The organism is Bradyrhizobium sp. U531 (assembly GCF_051710265.1).
In the GTDB taxonomy this organism is placed as follows: domain Bacteria; phylum Pseudomonadota; class Alphaproteobacteria; order Rhizobiales; family Xanthobacteraceae; genus Bradyrhizobium.
Genome location: NZ_JASVEN010000001.1, coordinates 1,946,909 through 1,960,550 on the forward strand (window position 1 = coordinate 1,946,909; position 13,642 = coordinate 1,960,550).

Here is a 13,642-nt window from a genome sequence, read left to right on the forward strand (position 1 = left end):
TGCCAGTGGCCGCCTCGACGGACGAAGCGTCTCAACTCGCGCAAATGCGGTGAGGGATCGCCCTGCCCGCTGCCGCAGGATTAGCAGGTCTTCTGCTGCAGATGCTGCACGCAGGTGCAGACGGCCGTCGCCGGATACTTCACGTCGTAATAGGGAAAGCTCGAATTGGTCGGGCTGTTGGTCGAGCAGCGCGGAAACAAATAGTAGCTGTCCGACAGCTTGACGGTGCCTGCGATGGTGAAGCCGAGATTGGGCGTGTAGTCATACGACACCTCGCTCAGGATGAGGGAGATGTTGGCATTGCTGGTGCCGCTCGGCGCGGTGAAGGACGACAAGGTCATCTGCTGACCGACCGTCCTCGCCCCCGACGCGCTGGTCGACTTGCTCCATTGCACCGTGGCCTTGCCGTTGGCGTCGGTCGAAACCTCCGAGACCGTGATCGTCATCAGGGAGGCGGTGCCGCTCATCGTGGGATACGGGGCCATGATGGCGCTCGCCGCCGCGAGAATGCCGTCCATCTGGGTCGATGTGACCGCCGTGTTCTGCGTGATCATGTCGGCGACACTGTGCGCGGTGGCACTGACCTTGACGTTCATGGCGAGCCCGTTGCCGAGCTCGACGCCGCCGACATAGAGCACCAGCATGAACGGAGTCACGATGGCGAACTCCGTCGCGGCCACGGCGCGGACATCGGTCAGCAGGCTCCGAGCGCGGGACGACAGGGCGGAAAACATCAGCTGGCTCCTGGCTCGTTCTGGAACGCGGCGGACGACATGACCAGCCGGTTGCCGTTACCGAGGTTCGAGAGATTGAAACCGAGCGGCCCGAGCACGACGGGCCACACATACATGACGCGGAGAACGACGATGTCGCCGGCATCGCCGGGGTTGTACTGCCAGGTATTGGTGACGTTGCCCGAGGCATCGAAGGTCAACGTGGGCATCGCCGTGTTCGCGGCGGTCCACGAGGTCGCCACCTGCAGGTCGACCATCAGGCCGCTGCAATTGAACAGGATCACGATCTGGTCGCAGACCTTCTGCTTGAAGACCGATTGGGTCATGTTGGCGGACTGAACCTGTCCGGTCATGACGAGGCGCGCCGACTGACGCACGACGGATTCGAGCATCTGCTGGGCGAAGAACACCAAAAACGTCTGGATCAGCGCGATGACGAGCCCGAGGAACGGCGCGGCGACGAGCGCGAACTCGACGGCCGTGGCGCCCCTGTCATCGCGCGCGAACGCAGCGAAGCGACGGCGGCGTCTCTTGGTTGTTGCGGTCATCGGCCCCGTCATGCGCTGTTCCTACTGCACGAGGCTGGCTGTGCTGGACGCGACCTTGATGAAAAGGTCGGTCAGCGCTGTGGAAATGTCGCCGCCGGTCTGAACGTGGGAATAGAAGCCGGGCGACGCGCAGGACTGCAGGTTCTGCGCGATCGTGCCGGTCGAGGACGTCGGCTGGTCGTATTTGTCGATCCAGCTCATGTACCAGGAATCCGTCTTCTGGATGCCAGTCGCGGCACTGGCGATCAGCTGCAGATATTCGGTGTAGAGGATCGCGATCTTGATGCCCCGGTTCTTGATGGTCGTGCACAACGCCGTGTCGAGCGGCTGCTGGCAACGCTTGTAGGAGGCGAAGCTGCCGTTGGGGCACGTCGCGGAGATCTTGTCTTCGACGCCGTCGGTGACGAGGAAGACCACTTCCTGCGGCGTGTCGTTGGCCGCGTTGCTGCCGAGCCCGGGGTTGGGCATGATGTCGTTGAGGCTCTTGAGCGCGCCGGCGATGTCCGTGCCGTAGTCGGTCGGAGGATTGGTCGAGCTGCTGGACGAGCAGCCCGAAAAGACGCAGTTCTGGTAGTAGACCGGCATCAGCGCGATGTTGGACACCTTGGTCCCGGCCGTGGTCGGCGTGGTCAGCGTCGCCAGCGTGTTCAGGGCGACGTCGAACGTATAGAGCGCCGCCTTGTAGGTGGTGTTGTTGAGGGCGGACATGCACTGCATGACGCCGCCCGAAACGCCCGTCTGCGGACAGTTCGACCACGAATTGAGCAGCTGGTTGACGGCGCTCGTCACCAGATCGATGCGCAATGTGATGTTTCTCTGCCGCGCGATGGCGAGGTTGTCCTTGGTGCCGCCGTCGTGGGCGATGTTGGTCTCGTGGCAGGCGAAGCCGCAGTTCTGCGAGGATGATGCCGCCTGGTACGAGGACGCGGTGTACTTGATCAGATTGGCGATGTCGGTCGTGGTCGCGCCGATGCCCATGGAGGGCGAATCGTCCATCAAGAGATAGAAGTTCATGTTGGGCGCGCTGGATGCCCTCGCCGTCGCCGAACCGGCGACCTGCCAGGTCTGCTTGCCGAGGACACCCGGGAAATTATTGACGGACTGTGCGGTGTAGGACACCGTGATGGTTCGCGCGAGGCCGGTATCCGTGACGGTGACCGTCGGCGTCGGGACCGCCGACAGGCCCGGCAGATTCGCCTTCGCCGCGAACACCGCTTCCGCGGTCGCCTGGACGACGGTCTTGTCGCTCTGTGCCAGCATGGCCGGCCGCACCGCTGCGATCGCGGCCGCGTCGGCAGCTGCGTTCAACTGCTCGCGCTTGCGCAAGGCCAGCGTGTAGTCGAGCGTCATGCCCAGCAGAAAGATGATCGGTACCATCGTCAGCGCGAAGATGATGGCGACGTTGGCCTTCCGGTCTGTCGCGAAACAGAGCATTGCGCGGCGAAGCATGAGGTTCATCCTGGCTGCCGTCAGTGCGGCAGCGGTCCTTTCCCTGCGAAATCGACGGAAGAAATTGTCGGGTTTCGATCCCGGCAATCGCCCATCCCGGGCGGAATATGTCGATGGCTCTCTTAATCAACGCTTACGGCCTATCCGCAAACCGGGGAACAATGGGATCGAGATGTCTCATATCGAGAAGGCATCATTAATTTCGCTTAAATGCGATCGCAGCGATTGGCGCTAAACCCTAGGAAACACCCGTAAATTTCCGGATGAATCACAATCTGCGCGTGCCGGCGAAGGGCGCGTCAAGCGCTTCGTGCGCGCAGGCCGAACAGGACATTCGGGAGCGATCGATGCGCCCCCGTCGTCGCACGAAATCCTGCCCGCGCGCCCTCGTGATGAGAGACATATTGCCGTTAGACTCCACGGCGCAAACGTGGACAATGACCGGACGCACGCCAATGTGCGCAGTGCACGTCAAGATGCGCCTGGGGAAACAAAGGGAAACAAATGCCGGCTGCCGGTCCGTCGTCCGAACCCATCATTCCAACCGCTCCGCTCACCACCGAGATGCACGAGTCACTGCGCGCGATCGTGGGCGAGAAGGGCCTGATCGAGGACGAACACGGCAAGCAGCCGTTCGTGACGGATTGGCGCGGATTGCTGGTCGGACGCGCCGGCGCCGTCGTTCGCCCCGGCAGCACCGAAGAGGTCGCGAAGGTAGTCAGGCTCTGCCACGAGCATGGCGTCGCGATCGTGCCGCAGGGTGGAAACACCGGCCTGATGGGCGGCGCCACGCCCTGGCCCGCGCACACCGGCATCGTCCTGTCGCTGGGCCGCATGAACCGCGTGCTGGACGTCGATGCCACCGGCTACTCGATGACGGTCGAGGCCGGCTGCGTGCTGCAGACCCTGCAGGAGACCGCGGCACGGCACGACCGATTCCTGCCGCTCAGCCTTGGCGCCCAGGGCTCGTGCATGATCGGCGGCAATCTGTCGACCAACGCCGGCGGCGTGCAGGTGCTCCGCTACGGCAATGCCCGCAATCTCGTGCTGGGTCTCGAAGTGGTGCTGCCGAACGGCGACATCTGGAACGGCCTGCGGGCGCTGAAGAAGGACAATACCGGCTACGACATCAAGCACCTCTTCATGGGCGCCGAAGGCACGCTCGGCATCATCACCAAGGCCGTGCTCAAGCTGTGGCCGGCGCCGAAGGACGTCGCGACCGCTTGGCTCGCGATCCGCGATCCGCGCGCGGCGCTGGAGATCCTGTCGGACGCGCACGCGGCCTCCGAGGACAATGTCGGCTCCTGCGAGCTGATGAGCCGCAGCGCGATAGACATGGTGCTGCGGCACATTCCGGGCACTCAGGATCCGCTGAAGGCGGAGACGCCGTGGTATCTCCTGCTGGAATGGTCGTCGGCGCGCGCACGCCGGGACGGCACCGAGGGCATGTCCGAGAAGCTCGAGCAGTTTCTCGCCGACCAGCTCGAGGCCGGCCGCGTGCTCGATGCGGCGATCGCACACACGGTCGGCCAGTCCCGCAACATGTGGCGCATTCGCGAGGCTGTCGCCGAGGCGTCCCGCGCCGAGGGGCCCGGAATGAGCTTCGACGTGTCGGTCGCGATCTCCAAAATACCGGAGTTCATCGACCTCGGGCTCAAGGCCGTGCTCGACATTCTCCCGACCATCCGGCCCTACCCGCTCGGCCACATCGGCGACGGCAATCTGCATTTTTCGTTCATGGCGCCTGTCGGCATGGATCAGCAGACCCTGACGCAATACAAGGCCGCGATCACGCGGGCGGTGAACGATCTCGTCACGTCGATGGACGGATCGATCTCGGCCGAGCACGGCATCGGCATCGACAAGCTCGACGAGCTCAGCCATTACCGCTCGAAGACCGAGCTCGACATCATGCGGACCATCAAGCGCGCGCTCGATCCCCAGAACATCATGAATCCCGGCAAGGTGCTCCGGCTGTGATGGACGCCGGGCACCTTCGCCGTGGCCTCAACCGCGCGGATTGACGACCGTATAGCCTCGTAGCGAGCGCGCGTGGAGCCGCGTCGCGTGGCCGCCGGAATTGGCGTCATAGGCCATCCAGGTGTCGCCGCCGAGATGCTGCTCCAGCACGAAGACGTGCCCGCGACGCGCCGCGACCATGCCCGGCGCCGGCGCCGTGCGCGGAAAGCGCAGCCAGTTGGACGCAAGATTCAGTTCCGGCACGACGCGGCCAAACACGCGCAAGGATGCGCCGCAGCCGCAGAAGGACGACGGGCAACCGGCCGGACGGCCGCCGACGACGCGCTCACCGGAGACGGCGATCGTGGTGGCGGCGCTGCCGCCGTCGGTCACGGTCATATGCGTCGAGCGATAGGCCTGCAATGAAGCACCTTGCAGCGAAGCCCCCTGTAGTGAAGCCCTCTGGACCGACGCTTTGGGAGCCCGCTCGCGACGCGGCTGCGAATAGGAGAAGTCGCAGGGCATGGTGACGTTGCATTCGGATGCTTGCTGAGGGATGCGATAAGGCCGCGCCTCGGAAGCGGCGGAGGTGGCGACAACGAGGACGCACGCCGAAACAACCTGTTTGATCATTGCAGGAACCTAAAGTTGGAGGGTCCTGCCCCGCTCCGGAGAAACCAATATTGGTTTGACCAAAATGGGCCTAAAGGGCGGCAGAAACGGGCTTCTGCCGCCGCCCTTAACCTAGGTTATGTTCACGTTGTGCGTGTCATAACGCGGTGAGATCAACCGCCGCGCTATTGCAGAATCGCAGATGCGATCTTCTCCGCCGACATCAACACGGGGAAGTTGGTGTTGGCGCACGGCACCACCGGGAAGATCGAGGCATCGACGACACGCAGGCCCTGGATGCCCTTGACGCGGCCCTGATTGTCGACCACCGCCATCGGATCGTCGGCGCGGCCCATGCGGCATGAACAGGAGGCGTGCCAGACGCCGATGGTCGCCTTGCGCACGAAGGCCTCCAGCGCGTCATCGTCGTTCATCACCTGATCGAAGGTGAAACCTTCGACCACGAAATTGTCGATCATGTAGTGACGCAGCGCCGCCGGCCCGTCCATCAGCGTCGCGGCGATCTTGGTCAGGATCCTGTTCCTGTTATTGACGACGCCGATCTTGCGGACCTTGTCGGTGTAGGCGGCCGGGAACGGCTTGTCCGTCACCTTCTTGACGATGTCGCTCATCTGAATGGCCGCCATCTTGCGGAAGCCGCTCATCAGGCGGTCGAGATCGCGCCGGTCGGACAACAGGTTGAACTCGACGATCGGCTCCGCCGAGGGATCGCGCGAGGCGAGCTTGACCTGTCCGGTCTCCGAATAGGTCTTGTTGACGAAGGTCAGCAGCGAGCCGATCTGCTCGCCGACCGCATGCCAGGCCGACTTCGAGAGCAGGACGACGAACATGTCGCCCTTCGGCACGCCCGCAAGGCCCGAGGAATAGCGCAAGCCAAGCTGCATGTGCCGCCTGGTGTGCTCGTTCATGCGCGCGCCGCGGCGGACAAAGGATGACAGCGAAATCGACGGGTGATCCATCAGGCGCTGGCCGACCCCCGGCAAGCCCATCAAAACGGGAATGCCCATATCCTTGAGATGGCCGACCGGGCCGATACCGGCGCGCAACAGATGCGCGGGCGAATGGATGGCGCCGCTGGACAGGATGATCTCGCGTCCCCGGAATTCCTGCTCACGCCCGTCGACGACAGCCTTCACTCCGACGCATTGCGTGCCTTCGAACAGCAGCTCGCGGACCTGCGTGTTGGTGGAGATGGTGAGATTGGCGCGCTTGCGGGTCTCGCGATCGAGATAACCCATCGCGGCCGAGACGCGCTGCTCGGCCTGGTTGGAATGCGTCACCGGAAAAAAGCCGTCGACGAATTCGCCGTTCTGGTCCGGCAGGAACTGATGGCCGGCCTGCTGGAAAGCGTCGGCGAAGGCCTGCGAATGCCGCGTCCAGTGCTCCCTGGGGATGCGGCGGACCGGGATCCTGCCGTCCTTGCCGTGATACGGCCCGTCGAAATCGAGGTCGCGCTCGACCTTCTTGAAGAAGGGCAGCACCTCGTTCCAGGTCCACCCTTCCGCGCCGCGCGCGTCCCATTCGTCGTAATCGGTCGGCGCGCCGCGATTGGCCATCTGGCCGTTGATCGACGAGCCGCCGCCGAGCACGCGGGCCTGCTCGTATTTGCGCATGGGCGGACGGGCTTCGTGCGGATTGTTGTGGCTGACGACCTGCGTCGTGACCTTGAGCTCGGTCCAGTGGAAGCGCGGATCGAAATAGGCCGTGCCCGGATAGCTGTCCCTGATCTCGGCCGGCTCGTTGCCGGGCGGCGTGTCCTGCCCGGCCTCGCACAGCAGAACCTTGTTGGCGCTTCTCGCCGAGAGCCGGTGAGCCAGCACGGACCCCGCCGAGCCGCCGCCCACGATAATGAAGTCATACACGATTGGCGCTTCCTGTTGTTTTTGTTGGGACAGCTTAGCCCGTTATTGTTTTGCGGTGGAAGTGTCTTGGATTGTGTCGGTGCCGCAGCTCGTGTCCCGGACGCGCTGCAACGCTTCAAGCGTTGCGGCGCTGAGCCGGGACCCAGGAGGCTCCGGATTCGCGGTGAGATGGGCCGGCTCTGCAGCGCACAGCGGAAGAAGCGCTGCGCTGCGTCCGGGGCACGAGAATGTTACGGCCTGATCGAAAAATTCTCCGGCGGCCCGACCTTGCGCAAGGGCTCGGCGAGGCGGGCGAACTCGCACAGCAGCGAGCGCGTCTTGCGGGGATCGATAATCTCCTCGACCCAGAACTTTTCGGCCGAGCGGAACGGCGAGCGCAGCTTGTTGAGACGGTCCTGGATTTCCCCCAGCTTCGCCGCCTTGTCCTCGGCCGCATCGATGTCGGCGCGGTAAGCGGCCTCGATGCCGCCTTCCAGCGGCAGCGAGCCCCAATAGGCCGAGGGCCAGGCGTAGCGGATCGAGAAGCGGTCGGCGGGCTGATGCACGACGCCGGCGACACCGAACGCGTTGCGCAGGATCACGGTGCACCAGGGCACGGTGGTCTGGTTGACCGCGGCCATGGCACGGACGCCGTGACGAATGGTCGCCGCCTTCTCGGCATCGAGGCCGATCATGAAGCCGGGGCAGTCCATGAGATAGACGATCGGCAGATGGAACGTTTCGGCGAAGTCGACCCAGCGCACCACCTTCTGGCACGCATCCGCCGTCCACGAGCCGCCATAATGGAAGCTGTCGCTGGCGAGCACCATCACCGCCCTGCCCTCGAGCCGGGCGAGCCCGACGATGATCGGCTTGCCGAAATTCTTGGCGACCTCGAAGAACGAGCCCTTGTCGACCACGGACTCGATGATCGGGCGCACCTTGTAGACCTGCTTGCGGTTGCGCGGCACCGCGTTCATCAGCGCTTCGTCGCCGCGTTCGGGATTGTCGGTGCAGGGCAAGGTCGGCGGCAGCTCGTAGACCGACGACGGCAAGTAAGACAGGAAGCGCCGCGCACAGGCGAACGCCTCCTCTTCGGTGTCCACGGCATGATCGACCGCGCCGGCGCGGGTCTGGATGTCGGCGCCGCCGAGCTCTTCCTTCGAAAGATCCTGCCCGAGCGCCTTCACTACCGGCGGTCCCGCGACGAACATCGCGGACTTCCGGGTCATGATCGAATAATGGCTGGCGGCAAGCCGCGCGGCACCAAGTCCCGCAACCGAGCCGAGGCCGAGCGCGACCACAGGCACGCGCGACAGGTTCTCGGTCGTGAAGCGATACCATCGCGTGCCGCCGATGCCGCCGGGCAGATTGGCCGCGCCCTTGGTCTCGATGGTCTTGACCGAGCCGCCGCCGCCGGAGCCCTCGATGATGCGGACGATGGGCAGGCGGAGGTCGTGCGCCATCTCCTCGGCCATCAGGGGCTTCGCGGAGATCGAGGCATCCGCCGAGCCGCCGCGCACCGTGAAGTCGTCGCCGACGACAACGACGGTGCGGCCATCGACGCGCGCGCGGCCGAACACGCAGTTCGCCGGCGTCAGTTTCTGCAATTCGCCGCTGGTATCGTATTCACCGATGCCGGAGACGGCACCGATCTCGTGAAAGCTGCTCTTGTCGATCAGCTTGTCGATACGCTCCCGAACAGTCAGCCGGCCCTGGTCATGCTGTCGCTTGACCTTGTCAACGCCGCCCATCTCCCGCGCGAAGGCTTCGCGCCGGGCGAGCTCGTCGAGTTCCGGCTTCCAGTTCATTCACTCCCTCCGAATTGATCGGCTTGTTATTGTTGTGCACGGCCATTGCGACCGGTTTGCGCGAGATACGATTATTGAAGGCGTCGCCCTCCGCGCCCTCCATCAGGCTGCCGAGCGAACGGCCGAGCGCGAGCATGGCCGGCGCGACCTCGTCATGCAAACGCTGCTCGCCATACATCGCCGAGAGCAGACCGATCGTGATGACGACGAAGGTCTGGTACTGCGGCGACCAGATCGGCACCGCGAGGCCATTGATGTGCGGGCTCCACAGGCCGCAGGCCGTGACATAGCCGCGCTCGCGCAGCGACTGCCTGTTGGCCTCGATGCGGGGCTTGAGAATCTTCGCGGCCTCGGGCGCTTCGCGCTCCATTTCCGCGATGTAGGCATCGCCGATTTCCGGCGACAACGCCGCCGTATAGGCCGCGCCCGCCGCGGTGGACGCCATCGAGATGCGGCTGCCGGTGCCCTCGTGCAGGCCGAGCGCAGAGGCCGAGCGCGCGAATTGGAGATAGACCAGATGGAAGCGATCGGGCACGACGAAGCCGACCGTGCCCGGCAGCTGCTCGGCGACTTCTTGCAGCCGCTGGCGGATCATGCTGCGCAGCTGTGCGCCCTTCATCATCGAAGCGCTCATCGCCACCGCGCTCGGGCCGATGCGATATTTTTGATCGCGCGGCAGATACACGAGCTGGCCCATGCGCGTCAGCGTGTGCGTGAGCCGCGACACCGTCGAGCGCGGCAGGCCGCAGCGATTCGAAATCTCGAGATTGCCGAGCCTGCTGTCGTGGCCCTCGAAGCATCGCAACACGTCGAACGCGCGCGACACCACTTGAATGACATCTCCCTCACCGGCATCGCCAGCGAGTGCACCTTGCCTGCTCAACCGCTCGGATCGTCGTCCCATGTTCCCTACCGTCTGTTCCGCTGTGCGGAATTAAATTCCACTTGCAGACGACGCTACCTCAGGCATTTTGCAACGACAACAAAAAGGGATGGCATGCCAGAAATTAAGATCGTCACCGAGGTCGCGGGACGCATCTGCGCAACTCTCGTGCAAGTTGGAGGAACCGTCGCGGATGGCGACGACGTTGTAATGGTCGAAGCCATGAAGATGGAGATACCAGTACCCTCGCCTGCGAACGGCACGATCACGTCACTTCTGGTGAAGCTCGACGACGTCGTTGCGGAGGGACAGGCGATCGCGATCATCACGAACTGACTGCATTCTCCGATATTTCCGCGACAATCTGTCAGCCGTATTCGCGCATGCACGGTACGGCGTTGCCATCGCTTGTTGGCGGTGACATGATCTGTTGCAAACAAAACGTTGTTTCAAACAAAGAAAGAAACTCCTCGCGGCAAAGCGAGGATCATTGGAGGGAAACATGCTTCGTGGGCTGCTCATGCTCGCGCCTGCCTTGGTGGCGGGCATTTCTTTTGCGTCTACACGCTATGCATCCGCCGAGGACATCAAGCTGCCGGCGACGCTGACCCTCACCGCCTATGACACCGGCACCGCGGGCTTCAACATCGCGGTCGGCGTCGGCAAGATGATGAAGGACAAATACGGCACCGACGTGCGCGTGCTGCCCGCCGGCAACGACGTTGCCCGCCTCGCGCCGCTGCGCGCCAAGCGCGCAGCGGCCTCCGCGATGGGATCTGGCACCTACTTCGCGCAGGAAGGCGTGTTCGAGTTTGGCGCAAAGGAATGGGGACCGCAGCCGCTCCAGATCATGCTCTCGACCGTCGACTGCAATTGCGGTTCGCTCGGCGTTGCCGCCGACACCGGCGTGAAGGAGCTGAAGGACTTGAAGGGCAAGCGCGTCGGCTTCGTCGTCGGCTCGCCGGCACTGAACCAGAACTCGCTTGCAGTGCTGGCCTTCGCCGGCCTGACACAGAAGGACATCAAGGCGGTCGAATTCGCGAGCTACGGCGCGATGTGGAAAGGCCTGATCAACAACGACGTCGATGCCGCCTTCGGCACCACCATCACAGGTCCCGCCAAGGAAGCCGAGACATCGCCGCGCGGCCTGATCTGGCCGCCGCTGCCCGCCAAGGACAAGGAGGGCTGGGCGCGGATGCAGAAGGTCGGTTCGTTCTTCTTCCCGCAAACCGCGACCTGCGGCGCCGGCATCTCGCCGGAGAAGCCGGTCGAACTCGGCAATTACCCCTACCCGATCTTCGTCGCCTACGCCTCGCAGCCCGCCGACCAGGTTTACGCGGTCACGAAGGCGATGATCGTGAATTACGATGCCTACAAGGATTCCGCGCCCGGCGCGGGCGGGCTTGCAGCCGACCGCCAGACCAAGAACTGGGTGGTGCCGGTGCATCCCGGCTCGGTGAAGGCACTGAAGGAAGCCGGGCAATGGAGCGATGCACAGGACGCGCACAACAACAAGCTGATCAAGCGGCAGGAGGTGCTCGGCGCAGCGTGGGCGGATTACGGCAAGTCCAATCCGCCGTCGGACGACAAGGCTTTCCTCGACGGCTGGATGAAGGCGCGCGCGGCGGCACTCGCGAAGGCCGAGATGCCGAACGGGTTCGAGGAATAATCCATAGCGTTGAATAGCGCGCGCGGGGTCGATCTGATGACTGCTTCCACTACCACTACCCCGCAAGACGAGCCCAAGCGGGTCGTGTTCGACGACCCGCACGGCGCCGCCGCCAACATGCAGGAGGCTGAGGTCACGCGCGTGCGTGCGCTTCGCGGCGGCTGGCGCTGGCTGCTGGTGGCCGCGACCGCGGCGACCATTCTGCTCTGCATCAACCAGCAATTCTCGCTGCGCTTCTTCATCGGCTACACCCAGCTCAACACGGAGTATTTCTATCTCCTGATCGCGTTGATGCTGCCGTTCACCTTCCTGATCTTCCCCGGCACCGAGAGCGCGCCGCTCGACCGCATCCCCTGGTATGACCTCGTCCTGTTCGTCGCGACGTTCGCCGCGGCGCTGCTGCTGATGTCGAACGTGCGCAAGGCGGCCGAGGCCGGCTGGGAATTCGGCGGCGCGCCCAACAACGTGATCGCCGCGGGCCTCGTGATGTGGGTGATGCTGATGGAGGCGCTGCGCCGCACCGGCGGCTGGAGCCTGCTGCTGAGTGTCCTGCCCTTCACCGTCTATCCGTTGTTCGCCGAAGCCGGCTGGCTCGGGCCGTTCCGCGGCACGCAATCGACGATCGAACAGGCGACCGCCTATCACGTGCTCTCGGGCGAGAGCCTGCTCGGTATTCCCATCCAGGCCTTTGCCGACACCGTGATCGGCTTCCTGGTGTTCGGCACCGCGCTGATGATGACCGGCGCCGGAAAATTCTTCATCAACCTCGCCTTCGCGCTGTGCGGCACGTTCCGCGGCGGCGCGGCGAAGGTCTGCATCTTCGCGAGCGGCCTGCTCGGCATGATGTCGGGCTCGATCATCTCCAACGTGCTGACCGCCGGCACCATGACCATCCCGGTGATGAAGAAGAGCGGCTTTCGCGCCTCCTATGCCGGCGCGATCGAGGCCTGTGCCTCGACCGGCGCGGTGCTGGCGCCGCCGGTGATGGGCGCCACCGCCTTCGTGATCGCGCAATTCCTAAATGTCAGCTACGCCGACGTCGCGCTCGCCGCGATCATTCCGGCCGCGCTCTACTATATCGGCCTGTTCATGCAGGTCGACGCCTATGCCGCGCGCCACAAGCTCAAGGGCATTCCGCGCGCCGATCTGCCGCGCATCATGGATACGATCAAGGACGGCTGGTACTACGTCTTCGTCATCGCGCTGCTGATCGTGATGCTGCTCTACTTCAAGCGCGAAAGCCACGCCCCGTTTTACGCGACGGCGCTGCTGCTGGTGCTGAACCAGTTCTTCTCCAAGGACACGCGCTGGACCTTTGCGACGATCGGCAAATTTCTCGAGGTCAACGGCCGCACCTTCGTCGAGCTGGTCGGCATCCTCGCCGGCTGCGGCCTCCTGATCGGCGCGTTCTCGATGACCGGCGTGGTGTCGAGCCTCGCCAACGACTTGCTGCACATCGCCGGGGACAACCCGTTCCTGCTGCTCGCCATGTGCGCGCTGACCAGCCTGATCCTCGGCCTCGGGCTGACGACGACGGCCTGCTACATCTTCCTCGCCATCCTGGTCGCGCCCGCGCTGGAGAAGCTCGGGCTCAACAAGATGGCGGTGCACATGTTCATCTTCTACTGGGGCATGCTGTCGTCGATCACGCCGCCGGTCGCGATCGCGTCCTTCGCCGCCGCGGGCATCGCCGGCTCGCCCGCGATGAAGACCGGCTGGGAATCGATGTGGGTCGGCAGCATCATCTACTTCATCCCGTTCTTCTTCGTGCTCAATCCGGCGCTGGTGCTGCAGGGGCCAAGCCCCTATCTCGCCGGCCTCGGGCTGATGGGCCTCGCGGCGTTCGGCACGCTGTTCATTTGCGGCGGCATCCAGGGCTACCAGCCCTTCGTCGGCGACCTTCGTGGCGCAGGCGCGCTGGAATGGCCGCTCCGCGTGCTGCTGGTGATCGGCGGCTTCGTGGTGGCGACCCCCGGCGGCGGGATCATGCCGCTGTCGCAGCTGCAGGTGACGCTGCTGGGCCTTGCCATCCTCGTGCCCACCGTTTTGCTCGCCCTGCTGCTGGTGCGGCGGCAAACCCTGGTGCCGGACGGGTTGCGCGCCCCCTGATTGCGT

The 13,642-nt window shown here is 64.4% G+C and carries 11 protein-coding genes; 4 read left to right on the forward strand and 7 right to left on the reverse strand.

Annotation, left to right across the window (positions count from 1 at the left end; all coding sequences use genetic code 11):
* Window positions 1–80 precede the first annotated feature (80 nt).
* From QRQ56_RS09615 to QRQ56_RS09625, 3 genes are read right to left on the reverse strand one after another with little or no spacing between them, the layout of a single operon-like run.
* Complete coding sequence (locus tag QRQ56_RS09615) at window positions 81–734, reverse strand: TadE/TadG family type IV pilus assembly protein (protein ID WP_438739322.1); 654 nt, start codon at window positions 732–734, stop codon at window positions 81–83.
* A complete protein-coding gene (locus QRQ56_RS09620; RefSeq protein ID WP_438739323.1) occupies window positions 734–1,294 on the reverse strand; it encodes a TadE/TadG family type IV pilus assembly protein in 561 nt (186 codons plus the stop codon). Before QRQ56_RS09620 ends, QRQ56_RS09615 begins: the two co-directional genes overlap by 1 nt.
* A 9-nt stretch (window positions 1,295–1,303) precedes the next feature.
* A complete protein-coding gene (locus QRQ56_RS09625; protein WP_438739325.1) occupies window positions 1,304–2,731 on the reverse strand; it encodes a TadE/TadG family type IV pilus assembly protein in 1,428 nt (475 codons plus the stop codon).
* 504 nt (window positions 2,732–3,235) lie between these two features.
* Between QRQ56_RS09625 and QRQ56_RS09630 the strand changes: the two genes are divergently transcribed.
* The gene (locus QRQ56_RS09630; protein ID WP_438739327.1) at window positions 3,236–4,711 is read left to right on the forward strand and encodes an FAD-binding oxidoreductase; all 1,476 of its coding nucleotides are present in this window, start codon (window positions 3,236–3,238) and stop codon (window positions 4,709–4,711) included.
* A gap of 27 nt (window positions 4,712–4,738) precedes the next feature.
* Here the strand turns inward: QRQ56_RS09630 and QRQ56_RS09635 are convergent, their stop codons facing one another.
* From QRQ56_RS09635 to QRQ56_RS09650, 4 genes are all read right to left on the reverse strand, one after another.
* Window positions 4,739–5,113, reverse strand: a complete 375-nt coding sequence (locus QRQ56_RS09635; protein WP_438739329.1) for a hypothetical protein — start codon at window positions 5,111–5,113, stop codon at window positions 4,739–4,741.
* A gap of 374 nt (window positions 5,114–5,487) precedes the next feature.
* Entirely contained in the window at window positions 5,488–7,185 is a 1,698-nt protein-coding gene (locus QRQ56_RS09640) for a GMC family oxidoreductase (RefSeq protein ID WP_438739331.1), read from the reverse strand.
* A 230-nt stretch (window positions 7,186–7,415) separates the two neighbouring features.
* On the reverse strand, window positions 7,416–8,975 hold the full coding sequence (locus tag QRQ56_RS09645; RefSeq protein ID WP_438739332.1) for an acyl-CoA carboxylase subunit beta: 1,560 nt from the start codon (window positions 8,973–8,975) through the stop codon (window positions 7,416–7,418).
* Entirely contained in the window at window positions 8,905–9,879 is a 975-nt protein-coding gene (locus tag QRQ56_RS09650; protein WP_438739333.1) for an IclR family transcriptional regulator, read from the reverse strand. The genes QRQ56_RS09645 and QRQ56_RS09650 overlap by 71 nt, the downstream gene beginning before the upstream one ends.
* Window positions 9,880–9,972: 93 nt before the next feature.
* Here QRQ56_RS09650 and QRQ56_RS09655 point away from each other — a divergent pair, with 93 nt between their 5' ends.
* The 3 genes from QRQ56_RS09655 to QRQ56_RS09665 all read left to right on the forward strand — a co-directional run bounded on the left by QRQ56_RS09655 (window position 9,973) and on the right by QRQ56_RS09665 (window position 13,636).
* Window positions 9,973–10,194, forward strand: coding sequence for an acetyl-CoA carboxylase biotin carboxyl carrier protein subunit (locus QRQ56_RS09655; protein ID WP_438739335.1), 222 nt, complete (start codon window positions 9,973–9,975; stop codon window positions 10,192–10,194).
* A 166-nt stretch (window positions 10,195–10,360) separates the two neighbouring features.
* A complete protein-coding gene (locus QRQ56_RS09660; RefSeq protein ID WP_438739336.1) occupies window positions 10,361–11,527 on the forward strand; it encodes a TAXI family TRAP transporter solute-binding subunit in 1,167 nt (388 codons plus the stop codon).
* Window positions 11,528–11,563: 36 nt separating this feature from the next.
* The gene (locus QRQ56_RS09665) at window positions 11,564–13,636 is read left to right on the forward strand and encodes a TRAP transporter permease (protein ID WP_438739337.1); all 2,073 of its coding nucleotides are present in this window, start codon (window positions 11,564–11,566) and stop codon (window positions 13,634–13,636) included.
* Window positions 13,637–13,642 lie beyond the last annotated feature (6 nt).

Bases quoted from the DNA above. Each gene is read 5' to 3' on its own strand.
- QRQ56_RS09630 (WP_438739327.1), top strand. From the start codon at position 3,236: ATGCCGGCTGCCGGTCCGTCGTCCGAACCCATCATTCCAACCGCTCCG.
- QRQ56_RS09645 (WP_438739332.1), bottom strand. From the start codon at position 8,975: ATGAACTGGAAGCCGGAACTCGACGAGCTCGCCCGGCGCGAAGCCTTC.
- QRQ56_RS09620 (WP_438739323.1), bottom strand. From the start codon at position 1,294: ATGACGGGGCCGATGACCGCAACAACCAAGAGACGCCGCCGTCGCTTC.
- QRQ56_RS09660 (WP_438739336.1), top strand. From the start codon at position 10,361: ATGCTTCGTGGGCTGCTCATGCTCGCGCCTGCCTTGGTGGCGGGCATT.
- QRQ56_RS09650 (WP_438739333.1), bottom strand. From the start codon at position 9,879: ATGGGACGACGATCCGAGCGGTTGAGCAGGCAAGGTGCACTCGCTGGC.
- QRQ56_RS09615 (WP_438739322.1), bottom strand. From the start codon at position 734: ATGTTTTCCGCCCTGTCGTCCCGCGCTCGGAGCCTGCTGACCGATGTC.
- QRQ56_RS09655 (WP_438739335.1), top strand. From the start codon at position 9,973: ATGCCAGAAATTAAGATCGTCACCGAGGTCGCGGGACGCATCTGCGCA.
- QRQ56_RS09625 (WP_438739325.1), bottom strand. From the start codon at position 2,731: ATGCTTCGCCGCGCAATGCTCTGTTTCGCGACAGACCGGAAGGCCAAC.
- QRQ56_RS09665 (WP_438739337.1), top strand. From the start codon at position 11,564: ATGACTGCTTCCACTACCACTACCCCGCAAGACGAGCCCAAGCGGGTC.